The organism is Mariprofundus sp. NF, assembly GCF_013387455.1.
In the GTDB taxonomy this organism is placed as follows: Bacteria; Pseudomonadota; Zetaproteobacteria; order Mariprofundales; family Mariprofundaceae; genus Mariprofundus.
The window spans coordinates 504,889-524,037 of record NZ_VWNC01000001.1 but is presented as its reverse complement, the minus strand read 5'-3'; the positions used below and the strand labels follow the sequence as shown (position 1 = coordinate 524,037).

At 50.2% G+C, this 19,149-nt stretch carries 11 protein-coding genes; 1 reads left to right on the top strand and 10 read right to left on the bottom strand.

Annotated elements, in window-relative coordinates:
• The first annotated feature begins 17 nt into the window (after window positions 1-17).
• Window positions 18-422, top strand: coding sequence for a hypothetical protein (locus tag F3F96_RS02445; RefSeq protein ID WP_176961641.1), 405 nt, complete (start codon window positions 18-20; stop codon window positions 420-422).
• A 7-nt stretch (window positions 423-429) separates the two neighbouring features.
• On the opposite strand, the gene msbA is transcribed toward F3F96_RS02445, so the two are convergent.
• The 10 genes from msbA to F3F96_RS02395 form a co-directional block, all read right to left on the bottom strand.
• Complete coding sequence (gene msbA, locus F3F96_RS02440) at window positions 430-2,214, bottom strand: lipid A export permease/ATP-binding protein MsbA (protein WP_176961640.1); 1,785 nt, start codon at window positions 2,212-2,214, stop codon at window positions 430-432.
• 2 nt (window positions 2,215-2,216) lie between these two features.
• Window positions 2,217-3,443 carry an N-acetylmuramoyl-L-alanine amidase gene (locus F3F96_RS02435; protein WP_176961639.1) on the bottom strand — a complete coding sequence of 409 codons (1,227 nt, stop codon included), beginning with the start codon at window positions 3,441-3,443 and terminating at the stop codon, window positions 2,217-2,219.
• A gap of 48 nt (window positions 3,444-3,491) precedes the next feature.
• Window positions 3,492-4,904: a mannose-1-phosphate guanylyltransferase/mannose-6-phosphate isomerase gene (locus F3F96_RS02430; RefSeq protein WP_176961638.1), complete on the bottom strand. Its 1,413-nt coding sequence runs from the start codon at window positions 4,902-4,904 to the stop codon at window positions 3,492-3,494.
• A 27-nt stretch (window positions 4,905-4,931) separates the two neighbouring features.
• Complete coding sequence (locus F3F96_RS02425; protein ID WP_176961637.1) at window positions 4,932-6,197, bottom strand: NTP/NDP exchange transporter; 1,266 nt, start codon at window positions 6,195-6,197, stop codon at window positions 4,932-4,934.
• 189 nt (window positions 6,198-6,386) lie between these two features.
• Entirely contained in the window at window positions 6,387-10,982 is a 4,596-nt protein-coding gene (locus F3F96_RS02420) for a CotH kinase family protein (protein ID WP_176961636.1), read from the bottom strand.
• Between the two features lie 3 nt (window positions 10,983-10,985).
• On the bottom strand, window positions 10,986-11,945 hold the full coding sequence (locus F3F96_RS02415; RefSeq protein WP_241697598.1) for a hypothetical protein: 960 nt from the start codon (window positions 11,943-11,945) through the stop codon (window positions 10,986-10,988).
• 11 nt (window positions 11,946-11,956) lie between these two features.
• Window positions 11,957-12,961: a hypothetical protein gene (locus F3F96_RS02410; protein ID WP_176961635.1), complete on the bottom strand. Its 1,005-nt coding sequence runs from the start codon at window positions 12,959-12,961 to the stop codon at window positions 11,957-11,959.
• Window positions 12,954-14,378, bottom strand: coding sequence for a hypothetical protein (locus F3F96_RS02405; RefSeq protein WP_241697597.1), 1,425 nt, complete (start codon window positions 14,376-14,378; stop codon window positions 12,954-12,956). Before F3F96_RS02405 ends, F3F96_RS02410 begins: the two co-directional genes overlap by 8 nt.
• Window positions 14,379-14,449: 71 nt before the next feature.
• On the bottom strand, window positions 14,450-16,519 hold the full coding sequence (locus tag F3F96_RS02400) for a glycosyltransferase family 2 protein (protein WP_176961633.1): 2,070 nt from the start codon (window positions 16,517-16,519) through the stop codon (window positions 14,450-14,452).
• Window positions 16,520-16,527: 8 nt separating this feature from the next.
• A complete protein-coding gene (locus tag F3F96_RS02395) occupies window positions 16,528-18,936 on the bottom strand; it encodes a cellulose biosynthesis cyclic di-GMP-binding regulatory protein BcsB (protein ID WP_176961632.1) in 2,409 nt (802 codons plus the stop codon).
• Window positions 18,937-19,149: the final 213 nt, after the last annotated feature.

The window sequence follows — 19,149 nt, the reverse complement described above, 5'->3', positions numbered from 1 at the left end:
TTAAAGGAAGCTTATTCATGACAGATTCAAGACCACTTGCAACAACCAGTGAAGGCTGGGTGATTGAAATGATGGATGCTTATGAGGATGCCAAAGCGGCGATCCCGTTTGCTGAGGCTGCAGGCAAAACGATGAGTGAAGCTGATCTGTTTCATATAGCGCCACTGGTCTGTGTGAAGTTTCGCGGCCTTATCGGTTCAGAAGAGAGTCTGACCAATGCGCGGGATGCCGCCATCGGCAGCTATATCGCCAATCAGGATGCGGGCAACAGGAACCTCAACGATCCGATCATGGCTTTTGCGTTCTGCTACATTCTTGCCCACTACGGTCTCGGACTACTGAACGATGAGAAGTGTCAGGAGACACTACAGTTTATTGAAACTAATCTGGCAAAAATAAAATCGGCACTGACAGCGCAATAAGCTCCGGTTAGATCAGCAGTTCAGGGGCTTCACCCTCGGCGACCTCACTGGATTCAGTTTCGCTGAACTGTAGCTGGTAAAGCTCGGCATAGATGCCACCCTCTTCGAGAAGAACATCATGTTTGCCACTCTGAACTACCCTGCCCTGATCAAGCACAACGATGCAATCAGCATCGCGAATGGTGCTCAGGCGATGGGCAATGACAATCACCGTACGGTTCTGCATCAGTGTATCAATTGCCTGCTGCACTAAACGCTCGGACTCGGTATCCAGCGCACTGGTCGCCTCATCAAGGATCAGAATCGGAGAGTCTTTAAGCAGTGCACGGGCAAGAGACAAACGCTGGCGCTGGCCACCGGAGAGGATCGCACCACGCTCGCCCACCAGCGTGTTATAACCATCGGGCAGACGCTCGATAAACTCATGCGCATTGGCGGCACGGGCAACCTCTTCCACCCGTTTCAGATCAACGCCTTCAAGTCCGTAAGCGATATTATTGAGGATGGTGTCGTTGAACAGGATGATCTCCTGCGTCACCAGCGCGATCTGACTGCGCAGTGACTGCTGGGTGGCATCGCGAACATCAATGCCGTCAATCAAAATGCGTCCTTCAGTGGCATCGATAAAACGGGGCACAAGATTGGCCAGTGATGTTTTACCCGAACCACTGCGTCCAACCAGCGCCACAATCTGACCGGAAGAGACTGGAAAACTGATCTGCTTGAGAACCTTCTGCTCACAACCGGGGTACTGCAGGCCCACATTTTCAAAGACAATCGAATCAGCAAAGGGTGCAAGTTCGATGGCATCAGGTTTATCCTGAACCAGAATCGGTTCATCCATCACTTCAAAGATACGTTCAGCCGAAGCCAACCCCTGCTGAATCTCGTTGTTGGCGCGGGAGAGGCGTTTAACCGGTTCATAAAGCATCAGCAGCGCAGCCAGGAACGATACCAGTGTGCCCGGCGTGGTTTCACCTGATGCGACGCGAATACCGCCGTAGAAGAGTACTCCGGCAATACCGAAGCCGGCCAGCAGCTCCATAATCGGGAAAGAGAGCGCATGCACCTTGAACACCTTGAGCTGATGAGCTAGAAAATCACCGGTGAATTTGCGGAAGCGCCCCTGCTCATAGGCTTCCATACCAAAGGCTTTTACCACCCGGATACCGCCAACGGTCTCTTCAAGAAGAGCAGTCAACTCACCCATGGAGGCCTGACCATCCAGAGTAGCATGACGCATCTTGCGACCAAACCGGGCAATAGGATAGATCACAGCCGGAAATACCAGGATGGCAATCATAGCCAGCATCCAGTCCTGAATAAGCACGACAGCCAGCAGGAACACGATCGATATCGCATCGCGCATCAGTGCAGTTACAGCGGTACTCACTGCAGCCTGAACCAGTGTGACATCGTAAGAGAGGCGCGCCAGCAGTTCGCCTGTTTTGCGATGCGAGAAAAAGGCCAGTGATTGTGACGTCAGACGCTCATAGAGCATATTACGCAGATCAAAGATCACCTTCTGACCGATATAACCCATCATGTAGGCCTGACCGAAATAGGCGACACCCTTGAGAAGGTAGAGGCCTATAATGACAAGCGGAATGATATAGATAAGTTCCTGATTCTTGCCACTGAGCGCTTCATCCAGCACAGGTTTCATCATCCATGCTACTGCAGCCGTACAGGCGGCCAGCACCACCATACAGGTAACAGCGATACCCAGACGCCATTTATAGGGGAGCAGGAACGCCAGCAGGCGACGGTAGAGAGCAGTAGAGTTATTCATGTTCAGAGTGTTGGACTGTTCACTGCAAGCTGTTTCTGATCAGCGGCAGATTTTAATCCGGCAGAAGATTTTGCCTGGCCTGTGGAGCTTTTGATGCGCCCCATCTTCTCAAAGAAGTTCATACTGGCGCCAAACAGGGCTGAGGCGAGTCGCTTCTGATGCTTGCTACTTTTCAGCTTCTTCTCCCTGGCCGGGTTGGATATGTAGTCCAGCTCAACCAGAACACTGGGAATCTCCATCGCCCCTAACACCACAAAACGGGCTCGTTTAGGGGTGGAGTACTTAATTGGACCTGCGCCCCTCAACTTACCAATAATCGATTCGGCCAGAATCTGGGAGCTATTGAGGCTATCTCGGCGGAACATATCACCAAGAATCATGTTCACCATCGGATCATCCACCTGATCAATCTCAACACCGCCAATCTCATCTGCCGCATTCTCTTTGGCAGCCAGTGCACGTGCGGCTTTATCCTGGGTCGCACCACGCTCAGAGAGGGTATAGACACTTGCACCTTCAACATTACGCTGGCGCACCGCATCGGCATGAATACTGATCATCAGATCTGCCTTGGACTTGCGCGCTAGTAACACCCGCTTCTTTAACGGCACAAAGTAGTCACCCTTACGAATCAACACCGCTTTCATACCCGGCGTTGCATTAACGATTTTAGCCAGCTCTTTGGCAACGGCCAGTGTCACCTGTTTCTCATACAGTTTACGCGGTCCGACAGCACCGGGATCCTCACCACCATGACCCGCATCAATGGCAATAATCAGCCCCTTTTTCGATTTGGATTCACCCGCAGTTACTGCTGCTTTTTTAGCCTGCTCAGGTCGGGTAAGATCAACGACCAGCCGATAGGGTTTACCCTGCATCGGTTTAAGCAGAAAAGAGCGCGGCTGCACCTTCTCCTTCACATCCATGACAATGCGCAATACATCCGGCGTCGGCTTCCCATGGCGCACAGTCTGCACAACAGGATCGGGCAGCTTCAGATTTTTCAAATCAGAGATGATCTTTGCATGCTCAATATCTATGACGATGCGTTCGGGACTGTGCAGACGGAATACTTTGTATTCGACCTTTTGATTGAGATCAAACACAACGCGCGAGTGATCAGGTGCCGTCCACAGTCGCACATCGCGCACTTCACCTTCAGCCGCAGATGCAAGCATCGGCAGAAGTAACAGTGCAATAAGTCCGAATATGGGCCTGATCGATTTCATCGTAAGCCAATACTTCCTGTAAAGAGGCTGATCAGCAACGCTTCATATTCACTGGCGTCCGTAGGTATCCTCAAAACGTTGAATGTCATCTTCACCGAGATAATCACCCACCTGCACTTCGATCAGCTGCAGGGGTACCTTGCCAAGATTCTGAAGACGATGAACCTCACCAATCGGGATATAGGCGCTGCCATTTTTGGCCACGGTTCGAATCATCTCACCGCAGGTTACCGTCGCGGTTCCAGCCACAACCACCCAGTGCTCTGAACGGTGCTGGTGCGACTGCAGACTCAAGCTGGCGCCCGGCAACACGACAATGCGCTTGATCTGGTAACCATCGGCACGCCCCTCTAAGACAGTATAACTACCCCATGGTCTGCGTACTGTGACATGTTCAAGGTGATAACTATCCTCACCCGTTTTCAGGGCGTCGACGATCTCACGTACACGCTGACTCTCGCCCACCTTACAGAGCAGAATCGCATCGGGTGTCTCCACGGCAATAATATCTTTCAGTCCAACCGCCGCGATCAGGCTCTTCTCACTGCGCAGCAGGGTATTGTGGCAATCAATAGCCAGCACATGACCCACAACATCATTGCCATTTTCATCATGATCAGCCATCTCATGCACAGCATCCCAGCTACCGACATCCGACCAGCCGATATCTGCAGAGACCAGTGATACACGCTGTGAATTTTCCATGACACCATAATCAATCGAGACATCCGGCATCTGATCAAAACATTCACGCAGCACATTCTGCCAGGACTCATCACCATTCCAGCGCTGGCGCATTGAATTCAGCAACGCAGAAAGCTCTGGAATATAACGCTCTACCTCTTCAAGAATCACTGAGGCCTTCCAGACAAACATACCTGAATTCCAGTAATAGTTACCGTCATCAAGCATACGCTGGGCATTTTCAAGATTCGGTTTCTCAACAAAACGAAGAACCTTACGGATACCACCCTCTCCGGCTGCATCAGCCTGAATATAACCAAAACCGGTTTCCGGATCCGTCGGCACAATACCGAAAGTGACCAGTTGATCCGCTTCAGCCACTTTAACTGCCTGCATCAGACAATCCTGAAATGCCTCTTTTTTGGCCACGATATGATCAGCAGGCAGAACCACCATGATCGGGTCCTCTCCTGTCATGTCCTGCATCAGGGCTGCAGCAATGGCAATCGCAGGTGCCGTATTGCGTCCACAAGGCTCAAGAATCTTGTTCAACCCATCCAGCTCAGAGAATGCTTCGCCGGTTGCATGTGACTCCCCGGTCACCACCCAGACATCCTTTTTTTGCACCATCGGCGCGAGTCGACCAATGGTGGCACTGAGCATGCTGTCTACACCGTTAAGGTTGAGAAACTGCTTGGGCAACTGCTGCCTGGAAAGCGGCCACAAACGGCTTCCCGAACCACCGGCCAGAACTATCGCTTTAATTGTTGAACTCATATGATCCCCACCATAATTAAATCAGATTTATGTTTTATTTACTGCTTCGGAACGCTTACTCCACTCTTTAAAACGTTTACTTACATTATAGGTAACAAACAGCCATAACAGGCAGAGCGCAATATTGACACCGACCAGTACCATGGTCGGAAGTGCCAGAAAAGAGATAACCAAAAAGATGAGACCGCCCTGAATCAGGTCTCCAAAGCGGGTGAAAAAGGTATTCACTGCCAGCATACCTTCATAACGTGTAAAGCGGTCCAGCGGCAGAAAGAGAATCTGCTTGGTCGTATTGGCCACCGAATAATCGATACTGTTATCAGCCATCTTAACAATGGCAAACCAGGCCAGAACAGGGAAGGCAAGCACTGAGATATACATCGAGAGATTAATCACAGCCAGACTGATCAGGGCACCGCCGACACCAATAGCCTGATAGAGAGGGCGCACCACAAAGGCCTGCAGTACAAGTGTGGCGATATTCACATAGAGGTAGAAGGTGGAGTAGAACTCACCAATCTCCTTACCACTTTTCTCTGCCGTAACAAAATCTGCAAGCACAAACTCGCCGGTGGAGTTAATAAGATTCAGCAGCACAACCGAGGCGGCAATCCAGCGCAAATAAGGGACATCCAGAACCCGTTTGAGGCCACCAAGCAGATGTTTGAGTGACTCATCATCCACCTTGTCATCCTCATCCTTACGCATCTCAACGTTGGCACCAGGGATAATCACAGCCACAACCAGCATAGCAATGGCCATCAGCATCAATCCGTATGCACCGAGTTCCACATAGAGTGTCTTGGCCACCATCGAGCCAATCATTGCACCAAGTGAGCCGCCAATGGCAATATATGAGGTGAGTCGCTTACCCTTCTCCACACAGTGGTAATCACTGACCATGGTCCAGAACTGGGATATCTGAACCACCGAGAAGATGCCCAGCCAGATAAAGAATGGCACACCGATATCCATGCCCGAAGAGCCAAGCAGATAGAACAGACCGATATTGGCTGCCAGGAAAATAGTAACAATATGGAAAAGTTTATCGCCATGCAGATGTTTGATGATGTGCCCGTATATCGGCACCATAATCAGCAATATTGCTGCCTGAGCCGCCAGCGCATAACTCCTGATCACGGCACTGCCGCCATCAAGGATCAGCTCCTCCCGCACCGGCTTCATGAGATAGTAAGCCAGTAGAATGAGAAACAGTCGAATGGCAAAACGCATGGTGGCAATACCCTCAGGGCTGCGGAAGTCTTCCCATACTTTAGCGATCAGATTTTTCATGCTTCACCATTCATTCAAGCTCCATCTTCACAACAAGAAGATTCAGTCTGTTTCAGCCATGCTGGAATTCATACTCATCCAGAGACTATCTCAAAATCGATATAACTTCATCAGATGCAATGTGAAATCTAATGACAAAACAGCATCACGCCGTTCTTAAACCAACAGTTCTGAAGCCTGCAGTCAGAATTAAAATGGACTACAAGCCACAAACCTATGTGCTTTTCCGGAAGTAAATCGTACACCTTTGGCCGTAAGGGTGTTGGCATACTCATTCACTTCAGTCTTCAGAGGTTTCCAGCGATCGCCATTATACATCCAGAGCTCCAGCTGATTCTCATGCAGTGTCTCAGGCACCTCGGTCCGCCTTGAGTTTTCCTGAGTGTACTCGACCAACAGGTCGCCATTAACAGCTTTTCCTTTCGTAGAGAGCACCCAGGAACGCTGCACGCAACGCTTTGCCTGCTGCCCGGTCGGCAGTGATTTCGGCCGCTGCCCACCTTCAACTTCAAGTGAAAATTTTGTTGTGGATTCTACCGGCCTGTCGAGCATCAGATAACCGGCAAGCAGACCCCAGCTCTGATCTGTCATGCGCAGAGAGTCTCCACCTTTTTTGATTTCACCTTCACCATAGAGATGTTTAGGCAGCGGAGGATCAAATACGATAGGGGCATTCGGATCTGCCGGCACCCACTTAAACTCTCCGAACAGTTTCACGTTCAGGAAGTTGGCATGTGAGGTAACATAATACATCAGCGTTTCATAAATCTTCTTGAAATCCTCTTCGCCATAGGTGAGCAGGTTATCCTTGAACAGCTCCTTACCCATCACCGATGCCAGATTACCAATCCTCGCATGCATTACAGTTGGCGAGAACCAGCCATAGGTCGATTCGGTACCATTAGGCTCCAGACCCAACAGATGCCGGATTCTCTTCTCAATACGGCTGCGTAGCTGTGGATTCTGTAGCGCTTTATCTTTTATCGGGTTACTCGCACCCACATCAGGTGGATACCAGTACTGGAAGTTATCATTAAAGATCGTGTAGGGGCTCTCAACAAAGGCATCGTAGGTGCGTCCGAATGTCAGATTATAATCCCATGGCACTACGGTCCACTTACCCTTTGTCGGATCCCTGTATAACCAGTAGTTCTTATTGTAGGTATCACCATTGGTAACGAGCGAGTTGATCACAATCCAGTTGATGACCGACTCATCCTCAAAATAGTTCGCCAGCACCTTATGCATCTCTTCAACCGAAGCACCTTTAACGGCTTTTGCCATGTCGCTCAATGAACTGTAATCCGCATCCGGTGGCGTAATCTTGTTGAAGCAGAGGGCCAACTGCTCCTGATCAGTGGTATGCAGATCACCACAGTGGAATGCATCTTCGGGCTGGAAGAACTCACCATTCACATCCATATCATTACCGGCCAGGAAGCTATCACCCATCCACTCAACCGAGAGATAGATGCCAACCTTTTCACCGTTATTAAAATTGACACGGGTAAAGTGAACTTCCGGCACCTTCATACCCAGTGCCGCCAGCAATTTCCAGGTCATCCACTCACGCATCATCGCCTTATCAGTAGCCATGGCTCGCAAAGCTATCCTGCGCCGTCCATAGGAGCGGCCGGAATCTTTATCCAGCTTGATGAGTAGAGATTTCTTTTCAAATACACGTGTCGAACTTCCCAGCACACTCAGACGGCCAAGCATCGTTCTGTTCAGTGTAAGCCCTTTGGTTTTCATCTCAAAATCAAAAGAGGATTTATCATACACATCTTTGCGGAAGATCGCTTCGAGATCATCCCTGTCGATGTCGATAAAAAACTCCTCAACAGGCACCCTGTAGAGGGCCTGTTCCAGTGCAGCATAGGAGAAGTTAAATGTTTCGCCGTGTGATACTCTTTCAGCGTAGTTATTCAGATTACGCTTGCTGATGAAATGTTCGCCTTCGCGCAGCGTCAGAGTCGTAGCAGAGATCTCCTTCAATACATCTGTTTTGATCCAGCCGACATGGTTATTGGCAGCCTGCGGATTCACGCGTGCCCAACCGCTCCGGCGCTCAAGCACCACAACAGGCTCGCTCTTTCCGATCCAGCCATTGACCTCGGCACTACTTTTCGCATCAACACGCAAGGTAGAGGTTTTGATCACCTCATAGAGGCCGCCTGCCTGCGGCATATCTGTCGACGATGTCAGCAGTGCAGGAGCAGATGCGGTGTGAGTCACCACCTCAGCAGGAATCAGCAGCGCATTAGTAATCCAGCCAACCTTATTGCTCAGTGTCAGGCGAACCCTCGACCAGTCGCCTTTGCGATCAATCTCACTGGCGGTCTCATTGCGAGCACCCCATGCCACAGCATCAAACTGATTGCCTGGGCCAGCCTTAAGTTTACTTGTCTCTTTGAAGAAAAAGAGTGGTTTCTTATCTGCAACCAGCTTAACTGGAACAGGTTTAACAACCGGCTCAGACTCTGCCAAACCAGCTTTCAGTGGTATAACCGTGGGCTGCAGATCGACTTCAGAAGCTGGGAGTTCAGTCACTGCTGTAGCAGAAACAGGTGTCGCTACAGCTGCAACAGTTGTGGCTCCCGCTACAAGTGGCGTTAGAAGAGAACTTGCAACCCATCCCACCTTGTTACTTAGGGTCAAACGAACTCTGCTCCACGTTCCTTTACGGTCTATCTCGGTCGCCGTCTCGTTGGCTGCACCATTAGCGACCACATCAAACTGACTTCCAGGCCCTGCCCTTAGTCCGGCATCAGATGCAAACAGGTAGCGTTTTTCTGTTGCAGGAGCAGCTATCGGTGCTACCGATGGCGTAGTCGTTGTTACGGGTGCTGATTCTTTTACAGCAACCATCGCAGGCTGCTCCTGCACCTGTGGCGCGCTCTCAACAACCACCGGCGCTGCTGCCCGGACAAGTGCAATAGAGTTCTTGTAGACCCAGCCGATCAATTTGCTTTCCTGCATCTGCATGCGGTACCAACTACCCTGACGAGCCAACTCAACAGCATAGGCACCCGTGCTTGCCCATGAGACCACATCAAACCTGGCATCAGGGCCTGCACGCAGATTTGCATTCTTTTCAAAGCGGTAGAGGTCCTTAGCCGCATCCTGCTCAGCAATCGGGGAGGTTGGCTGCAGATCAGCCTTCACTTCTGCCATTGGCATCTCGACTACAACTGGCGTTAGTGGTGAAGGGGCAACCTCTTCAGCAGGCAACGCAGGCACACTCTCTTTTGCAACATATACAGGCCGATCCGACACTGGTCCCTGATTTAAGGCTTCTGCCTCAATCCAGCCGATGCGGCCACTCTGTTTCATCTGTACTTTCAACCAGTGACCCTGCTGATCAAGTGTTACAATCTCAGCGCCGGACCCTACCCAACCCAGAACTTCAAACAGTGCTCCCGGCCCTGATCGAATGGTCGTTGTCTGAACAATCTGAGACGCTTCACCCTGTTGGATTTCAACGGCAGCAACCGTTGCCTCAGGTTCGTCCCTGATCAGCAAAGGTGTGGCCTCAACCTGAACATCGGCTGCTCTCTCTGTCGCTGCTCTCTCTGCCGCTGCTCTCTCTGCCGCTGCTCTCTCTGCCGCTGCTCTCTCTGCCGCTGCTCTCTCTGCCGCTGCTCTCTCTGTCGCTGCCTTCTCTGCTATTTTCGCAGCAGACGCAGATTCAACTAATGGTTCTTCCTTAAGTAGATCTGCAACCGCAACATCACCCTCTTGTTGCATACCAACAGTAGCTGCATCAGCCGCGACTACTGAAGCACTCTTTTCAATCGGTTTTTCTGAATCAATCTGATATGACTCTATTACACCAGTCGTGCCTGCAGTTGATTCAACGACAACAACTTGCTCCTTAGCCTCAACAGATGTCGGAACATCTGCCAGCTCGTCCTTAACCGCCACGGAAACAGGCGACACCGGTTCTTTATCTGTCACGACAGGCTGTTGTGTTGATGCAGTGGCTGTCCGGGAATCAGACTCTGTTGTGGATTCTGGAGAGAGCTGCCAAACCACAGGCTCTTCAGCTTTTACCACCGGCATTTCATCAACACGCTTCTCAGGCATGACAACCGGTTTAACTTCAGCTGCTGGCAGAGAACCATAACCGTTGAGCACAAACGCTTCGGCCACTTCACCCTGCTTGATCACTGGGCGATGTTCTGCTGGTTTCACAGGTTTAACGATAGCCGCCTGCTGCTCTGCTGGTTGAACTTCACTTACAACCACAGGCTTGGACTGAGCAACTGTTTTAGCTGGTACTGCTGTTGTTTCTTCTTTTTCAGAAACAGCGCCATAGCCATTGAGTACAAATGCTTCGGAGACTTCGCCCTGTTTGATCACTGGGCGATGTTCCGCTGGTTTCACAGGTTTAACGGCAGTCGTCTTCTGCTCTCCAGTGAGTGGTTGAACTTCACTTACGACCAACGTTTTCTTCTGATCAGAAATTTGAACCGCAGCAGGTTTCTGGATGGGTGAAACTGACGTTGTAGCAGTGGCAATCGGCTGCAGTGAGGCGTTGTATAACCAGCCTGTTGAACCATCCTGCATACGAACATGCACCCACCGACTACTTCTACTCAGCTCAACCGCCTCATCACCCTTATGAGCCATCGCTGCTGCTGCATAAGAGCTATCAGGGCCCTGACGAAGGTTGGAATCATCCATTAAACGGTAAACATCCCCCTCTGCTGCAAACGCAACAGCACTGGCTGCCGTCACACATGACAGCGCCAGCAGGCGAACAAGGGTTACCGTTTTAATCATTGTTTAGTCTCTCCACCGGTAGTTTGCACCGGCTGCAATAGAGGTGGATTTTGCTGCATTACGACCAAAGAAGGCGTGGCCAAGGCTGATACTTCCCGACCAGCCCGTACCGATAAAGGCGTGGCTGTATTTTATCTTGAACGAGGTCTGATCAGAGCTGGTCATGGCCGTTGGTGCCTGATTAATAAAGACCTGCTGCTGAACGCCACCATTCTGAAAGCCGATGGAGTTATCAATGCGGAACTCTAAATAATCACCCGTCTGCTCAAAGTCACTGGCTGTGAAGGCATACTGAACTGCCGCAAATGTAGAGAGTGAATTACCTTTGGAGGAGAAGAAGTAGGTGAATTTACTACCCGCCTTCCAACCCCACTTCTTATGACTGTATCCCCACTTATTAGGATATCTGTCAGATGCATCTGATGAGAAAATCAAACCGAGACCGACACCAAGAGCTCCCCGGCCAAGTGCAGAGGGGCTGTTGTTATCATAGCCGGTAGGAATAATCATAAAGGTTTCCCATGCGGCATTATTAAGATAGTTCCCACCAAAGCGGGTACGGATACCCAGTTCGACATCACCCAAACCCCAGGACCTGCCAGATGCGTACTGGTTGCTTACCGTGAAACCGGCAGGCGCTCCTGGAATAGCAGTACGAACACTACCCACGCCACACTTGCGATAAGCCAGATTCACACTGCTATAGACAGTGTGAAAATAGGACCAGCCGTACTCATATCCGAGAGAGAGATCGACATTGCGTCGCTTACAGATTGAGGTCAGCACATTCCTGTTACTATCCCACTGTTTGTTACTGCCTGAAAACGAGAGGGATGCAGAGATAGAGTTCTCATCCTCCTCAAGAATGCCAACACCGGCAAAAGCAGTGGTAGTTAAACCGATGCCAAACAGCACTGCCATAACAGTTTGAATCACTATTTTTCTAAAGTTTAATAAATCCATCACTTTACCCCTCACCAGTAACGCCCGATCACATCTTCCGCAGGTTTATTCTGCGGTGTGTAATCAGTATCGCGTTGGCCTCCGGCACGAGCATTGCTGTACCACGCCCAGATATACACGCCATCAACCCACGGTTGATCCAGTGCCCTCAACCAGATATCAAGCACTTCACTCTGAAGTGCCAAATCCACCCTGCTATGCTTTAAGCTTTGCCACTCCCAGGGTTTTTCTGACGCGCCCTGAGCAGAAGGGATGCCCACTTCCATGACCCACAATGGCCGATTTATTGCAGCTGCAGCAAGACGCAACTCCTCAACGGCAACATCCACGCGTGCCTGCATCGAGGCCCGTTTGCTGCTGACTCCAAGCGATGGATAGAAGGTCAGCGAAACTGCATCGAGCATATTCCAGCTAGGAAAAGCCCTCACTCCCTCGGCATTATGCGCCGCATAGGTCAGCTGACCGCGGAATACCCGGCGCAACTGACTTATCAGCCGGGGCCAATTCACATGCGCCGATGCTTTGGCAAGTTCAGTGCCGATAACAAATGCATCCACACCCTGCTGTTGGGCAAAGATGGCATACTCAATGATCTCTCTGGAGTAGTTGTTAAACCAGAGATCCCACTCATAAGCGCTACGATGATTGATCTCACCCGCCCATGAGCCACGCACCAGCATCTGCGGTTTCAGTGTCACATGCAGCTTGTGAGCACGTGCATAAGAGATTGCTTTTTTAAGCTGATGCATCGTCACAGCATTAGAGCGTCTAACCTGCTGTGAATCAGGTCTCTCCTGCTCCATAAAAGAGATAAACACAACCGCATTGGCGCCAAGTGATGCAAGCCTGCTGATCGATTTTCTGGCCTCAGGTTTGTCCCACGGCACACTCTCATGCTGCAGTGCATTGAAACCGCGTTTCATACTCTTGTTCTGGATCAGCGCTTCACTGGCACAACCCGCAAGAAGTACCACTACCACAGCCAACAGGCTCCATTTCACAACAGAATTAACCATGCTTACGGTAAACCCGCCATCCCATATAATCGTATACCAGATCGAACCCCTTCATACCGTAACTGTAAAGATTCGGATGCCTGATATTCAGCCAGTCCCTGCGCCCGATAAGAGAATCAGGTTCTGGTACAGCAATCTGTTCCACATCCGGAATCCTTGATCGCATAGCTGCTTTAAAGTCATGTGAAAAAGAGAGCACCAGCCCTTTAGCATCGCCTCTGGCAGCAATCACCCTGAAAGCACTGCGCTCATACATCATAGTCGTTTGACGATGCTCTTTCAGCCACAGGCCCAGCTGAAGATCGCTATCAGTTTCAGCCGTGTGCAACTCTTCACCCTTTAAAGCCTGTACCCACTGCGCCATCTGCGGGCTGGCTGTCTCGATAAACAGCCACCAGCCACCAACCACACTGACCATCATGAAAATAACGAGGAATACAAACTCACGTTTGGTCTGCATCTTCACATAGGTAAGCTCAGCCATCAGACCCGCACTCACCAGTGTCAGAATCTCAAACGGGTGGGTCAGATAATATTGACTGGTGGCAATGGCAATAGCGATCAGGGGATGCAGCAGCAGCACGAAAGAGGCGCGGAATCGATAACTGTTGTTGATGGTATCCAGCAGCAGATATACCGATACAGGGAATGCAATGAGCAGGTATCCGGTAGCGGCCAGCAGCGGCATGAAGAACTGCCCGCCATAATCGAGAAGCCAGGGATAATCGAAAACATGCAGCATACCACCCAGGAAATCTGAATCGGCATCGGTAATAAAGTTGGTAAATGAACCTTCAAAAATCCAGTTCAAATAGGCCCAACTGAACAGTGCGAAGGCAAAAGGGGTTCCCACAATCAGATAGAGACTCATCGGTGATACCATGATGGTTCGAATAGGTGCAATCACCACCAGCAGGGGGATCAGTGCAACGAAGATGAAGATCGCTGAGCCATCGATAAAGAAGTAGAAGACAAACACAACAGCAAGTGAGATGTAGGAGTGCAGATCATGGTCAGAAATAATATGTTGAGCGGCACGGTAAAGCAGATAAAAAGCGAGCATACTCAGTGCAATATGACTACCTGCGGTTGCACTCCAGAGAAAGGCGGGGTGAAGCACCACCAAAAGCCCAAGAATTACCAGCCTGTGCTCACTGAGCTCCACCTCTTTCAGATTCTTCGCCCACAGGTGCAGCAGATAAATAGCGACCAGTAGCGAAAGCAGGTATGGCGCCGCACCTGTGGCCAGACCGGGAATATAATAGAAAGGAATAAGCAGATAGAGCGGCAGATGCGGCATCAGGAAAGAGAGGTTCTCTACCATAATATGCTCGGCATCCAGCGCACTGACCACACGCGTCCAGCGAATAGTCGCTGAATCGAGCATAAATCCATTGGATAAAATCCAGATCGTCATGCCCGCGAGAATAATGGTCATTAAGGCAAGGAACAGCTGCCCTTCCAAGCCTGTCCGATTGCTTTCAGCACTCATTTGGCAGGTCCCGGCGCATGCGTTGGCGCCCCTTCATCCTTATCATGAGACACTTCGAATGTTGTCAGACCGTGATGGGTTTTCTCCCAGTAGAACGGGTTATGAATCAACTGCCAGAGCCCTTTGTACCCGGCCCATGACTGCAAAATCCAGTAGAAAGGTACGGTTAGAGCCCATGGAATCAGGTCAAAATATCTGCGCTTGAAGCCACTGAGCATAAACAGATAGATCAGGAAGCCATTGGCAATAAGCAGATTAAACAGATTAATGTAGAGCACGATAGATGGGAAATAGGGATCAAACACCATCGTCTGCGTAATCAGCCAGAGGATATACATTAAGAACAGAATCGGGGTAACCAGCGCACTCACAATCGTTCCACCAATAAAGAACTGAAAACCCCAGAAACCGATATGGCCTAACTCGCCATAGAGCTTTAGTGGCGCACGCATATGCACCAGATAGCTCTGCATATAACCTTTCAACCAGCGGGAGCGCTGGCGAATCCAGTTAGGAATCGAGTTATTGGCCTCTTCATAGGTGGTCGAGTTCACAACACCCACACGATAGAAGCGCTGCGTCAGTCGTACACCAAGATCGCAATCCTCAGTTACATTATAGGGATCCCAGCCCTGCATTTCACGCAGTACATCCATCTTAAAGTGGTTGGAGGTACCGCCAAGCGGAATAGGAATACGCAGCGCATCCAGAGCTGGCAGGTAGAAATCAAACCAGAGGGAGTACTCCATGGTAAACATGCGGGTCAACCAGTTCTCTGCCACGTTGAAGTAGTTCAATCTGGCCTGAATCACCGCAGTATTCTTTGGTGCTTTCTGGAAAGCGATCACAACCTTTTTCAGCTGATCCGGTTCCGGTGCATCCTCACCATCATAAATGGTGGCAAGCTCTCCCCGGCAGAAGTGCAGGGCATAGTTACACGCTTTGGGCTTTGTTCTCGGGAATGACTCCGGCACACGGATAATCTCAAAGATACCCTCAAGACCGAGATCTTTCGCAGTCTCAATGGTTTCATCATCATCCTGCTCAAGAATCAATTTAATATCGAGCTTGGAGAGCGGATAATCGAGGGAACGAAGTGCCTGCGCGATATGCGGAAGTGTTGCTGACTCATGGTACATCGGCAGCAGGATCGAATAGACCGGCAGCGTCCGTTCATCTATCGCGTTCACCTCTTCATCGGTTACCAGATTATCAAAATACTGATCACCGCCCACCCAGGTCAAGACCATACGCAGGGCAAAGTTAAGCAGCAGGAAGACTGAGATCGCCAGATTCAAGGCGATGATGGAGTTAATCGGCCAGAGCGTCAGGGCAGCCACACTCAGGGTCATCCAGACAAAGGCAAAGATCAGCTGCTTAGGCGTGAACACCTCACTGGCGGAGAACTGCGGCATAATATTGGCAAGCTCATGCACCGCTTTTTCCGTATAGAACTGATTTCCGATCTCCTGCAGTGTCCAGATAATGTCAAATTTTGAAGTGATAACAAAATCAAACGGCTCACCAACCACGCGATCCACGATCTGCAGTAGCTCAGGGGTTACATCAACCACTGCCACCTTCAGCAGCCCATTCTCTCTGCGCCACGGCACAAACAGGTTTTCTGAATAGGTAGAGAGGCTGTCACGGTCGAGAATACTCGGATCCAGCCTGTTTTTGATCATATCGATGTTCGGTTTATCAAAGTGATCAGCCAACACCTGACTCAGGAAGAAGGGCTTCACCCACCCCTTGGCCAGAATAATATCACCAAAGCGGGTGCCCCACTGTTTCTGGGTCTCAAGAATCTCCTGAAGCTGATACTCACTGATCAACTCTCTTTCAAGCAGCAGGTCACCGATCCGTCCACGACGGAAATGATCTGTCAGGGCATCATAAAATGCGACAGTTGTGATGGCGCGACGGGAAAGCAGGATATCTCCTAGCCTTCCGCCCTCCGCCTGCTGCTGATCAAGCGCCTCCTGCAACTGGTCACTGCTGATGAGCCCACGGCCCACCAGCAGTTCACCAATGCGAGGTTTAGCGCCCGCTTCCGGCTGGCTCATACCTCAAATCACCTTTTCTCATCAAGATGATCCAAAGAATCGGTTGGATGGATGGTGTGATCTTCATGCATGTGTGCTGCATGATCGCCCTGCATTCTGGCTTCCTCTTCCTGATAGAGCGCATCATCCTCTTCACGCGCCATCTTGTTAGCTCTGGACATACGATAGAGGTATACCACAACCATAGTCAGCAGGAACCACAACAGAACCATCAACCAGAAACGATATTTACCCAGTACATCGAACCAGTTCTCAACATCCGGGTAGTAGACCTGAGCCAGTGACGGCTCACTACTATCCATGGTTTTGATGACGCCATTGGCATCGATAAAGGCAACATCATCCTCAGCCAGATCAATCCTCTCAATCATCGGAGGACCTTCAACCGAATCAGATGGATTAATCCATAGGCCATAAGAGTCAAACGATTTGGCAATCTCGGCCACAGTAATATGAGGTAGCCTGTTGACATCGAAATAGGACTCACCGTTAGGCGAAACAATCTTCACACGTCCCTGATCAAACCGAACAGGTGCTTCGATCTCTTCGCTAAGTGGGAAGTTACCCACTGCCACGAATGGACCTTCAGGTTTAAGCATTGAACCCTTCTCGACAAAATGGACACGGGTGTGATCAATCATCAGAGGGAAATCCGCTGCCAGACGCGCCATCAGCTGCAACACATGCTCAGGCTTCTCGAGATAATCAAAAGAGAGATAGGTATCAAACCCGTGCAGGAAGTAACGTGAAAGATCAGAGAATTTCTGCGGTGCTGAACTCTCTTCCCGCTTCACAACCAGCGCACTGTCCGGAGTCACCTGCACATAATCGTGAGGCATCACAGCCCGGCAATCGCCTATCTCAATGTCATGCTGCACAACCACACGGATATCGTTGTACTGCTTCTGATATTCACTCGGCAGGTTAACGGTAAACTGCTGCTTCAGACCTGTATTCTCAAGGCGGGCAGATTTAACAAGTACATCATTAAGGAATACATACAGCTCATAGGTTGGATCCTTCTCCCAGCGTACCGGTGCCACGATATTCAGCAGCATAAAGTCCGGACGTGTCCCCAGAGGAATCACAAATGGGCTGATCACAGTCTGCCAGCTCACCTCTCTGGTCAGAGCCTTGGCTTCCAGATTCATACCCAGCTTATCCAGTGGCAACGAGTAGTAACCGGCATCACCCTCTGTGCCCAGCATTTCGCTGTAGGCAAGCAGGTTGTCAGGCTTGAAGACGCGGTAATGATCGCCTGCAGCAGTCAGCTTCCAGGCATCATTAAGCAGGTACATTGGCTGAATATCATAAGGATCGGTCACCACAAGTACGGAACGGTTAGGCAGACGCATCAGGGCGAGATTGCTGACGTGATCCAGTGACTTTCCTGCCTCAGCCATCGGCTTACCATCATCCTGCATAAGCAGCTTCTGACGAATCAGAGACTCGATCTCCGACTTCGGTGCAATAACAATATTACCAACCTCTGGCAGACGAACGAGCTTCACTCTCTTCTCGTCATCAACCAGCATCGCCATCAGCGCCAGCGCTGAAGCAAACTGACTCTTACCCAACGCACCGCTGGAGAGAGAGATCGTGACATCCTGAGGCAGCAGACGCCATGCATCACGGATAGACTTCTCTACCGGCTGATAGGATATATTCAGTGTTGATTCAGGCAGAACATGCAGAAACACATCATTCAGACGATCATCAAAACAGCGGTCATCGGAGACCGGTAGTGATGTAACGATGGTAACCTTAACCAGCTTGCCTTGAAATGCGGATGATGGCAGCAGCACATCCATCTCATGCAAGCCCTCACCTGCCGGAATATTGATCTGTTTATACGGCATATCATTAATAGATACCCGAACATTGGCTAACTTGTGCAGTGTCGGCGTAGCACGGAAAAGCATTTTAAAGGAGCCATAAGCGATCTGGGAATCCATCGGCGCATCAAAGAAGACGGTCTTGGAGTGGATATAGGCGCCCTCAAACATAATACCCTTGCGATAGCCGAGCTCTTTAAGTGCCACAGTGCGGGTTACTACCGGCAGATCCGGAACCTTGATTGGCCTTTCGGCAATCTTTCTTACGGTGACTGTTTTACCTTTCTTAATCACTCTTGTTTTTTCTACACGCTTAGGCTTCATAACAGCTTTTCGCACGACACTGGAATCAATCCAACCCTGTGCGCCACTCTGCTTCACCGAGACGAATACCCAGCCACCCTGACGCTCCATTTCCACCATCTGATCACCAACAGAAAGCCGGGATACCCTGGCCGCAGAGGATGCGGGACCGGCATAGAGCATTGCCCCACTGGATGTAACCTCCAGTCGATCACCAATCGCGGCCTCTACAGAGAGAGGTGCAAGAACTCCCAATAGCATCAACAGAGAGCCAAACATCAATAAGTTATTAAGTTTTTTAGTTAGCCAAAAGTAAGTTTTCATAGTTCCCGTCCCATGCTGCATAAAAAAATAGATCTGCCTGCTTCCCGTCAATACAGAAATCTAACGAACGTACAGTAGCCTCTTGCCCGCCCATTATCAAGCAAGCAAACACCTTATAAAACCGTTATATATTACGGCTATTGAAGAATAAATCCTGTCCGCGTCTCC

Coding starts and splice junctions, on each gene's coding strand:
- F3F96_RS02445 (WP_176961641.1), top strand. CDS start 18: ATGACAGATTCAAGACCACTTGCAACAACCAGTGAAGGCTGGGTGATT.
- msbA (WP_176961640.1), bottom strand. CDS start 2,214: ATGAATAACTCTACTGCTCTCTACCGTCGCCTGCTGGCGTTCCTGCTC.
- F3F96_RS02435 (WP_176961639.1), bottom strand. CDS start 3,443: ATGAAATCGATCAGGCCCATATTCGGACTTATTGCACTGTTACTTCTG.
- F3F96_RS02430 (WP_176961638.1), bottom strand. CDS start 4,904: ATGAGTTCAACAATTAAAGCGATAGTTCTGGCCGGTGGTTCGGGAAGC.
- F3F96_RS02425 (WP_176961637.1), bottom strand. CDS start 6,197: ATGAAAAATCTGATCGCTAAAGTATGGGAAGACTTCCGCAGCCCTGAG.
- F3F96_RS02420 (WP_176961636.1), bottom strand. CDS start 10,982: ATGATTAAAACGGTAACCCTTGTTCGCCTGCTGGCGCTGTCATGTGTG.
- F3F96_RS02415 (WP_241697598.1), bottom strand. CDS start 11,945: ATGGATTTATTAAACTTTAGAAAAATAGTGATTCAAACTGTTATGGCA.
- F3F96_RS02410 (WP_176961635.1), bottom strand. CDS start 12,961: ATGGTTAATTCTGTTGTGAAATGGAGCCTGTTGGCTGTGGTAGTGGTA.
- F3F96_RS02405 (WP_241697597.1), bottom strand. CDS start 14,378: ATGACGATCTGGATTTTATCCAATGGATTTATGCTCGATTCAGCGACT.
- F3F96_RS02400 (WP_176961633.1), bottom strand. CDS start 16,519: ATGAGCCAGCCGGAAGCGGGCGCTAAACCTCGCATTGGTGAACTGCTG.
- F3F96_RS02395 (WP_176961632.1), bottom strand. CDS start 18,936: ATGTTTGGCTCTCTGTTGATGCTATTGGGAGTTCTTGCACCTCTCTCT.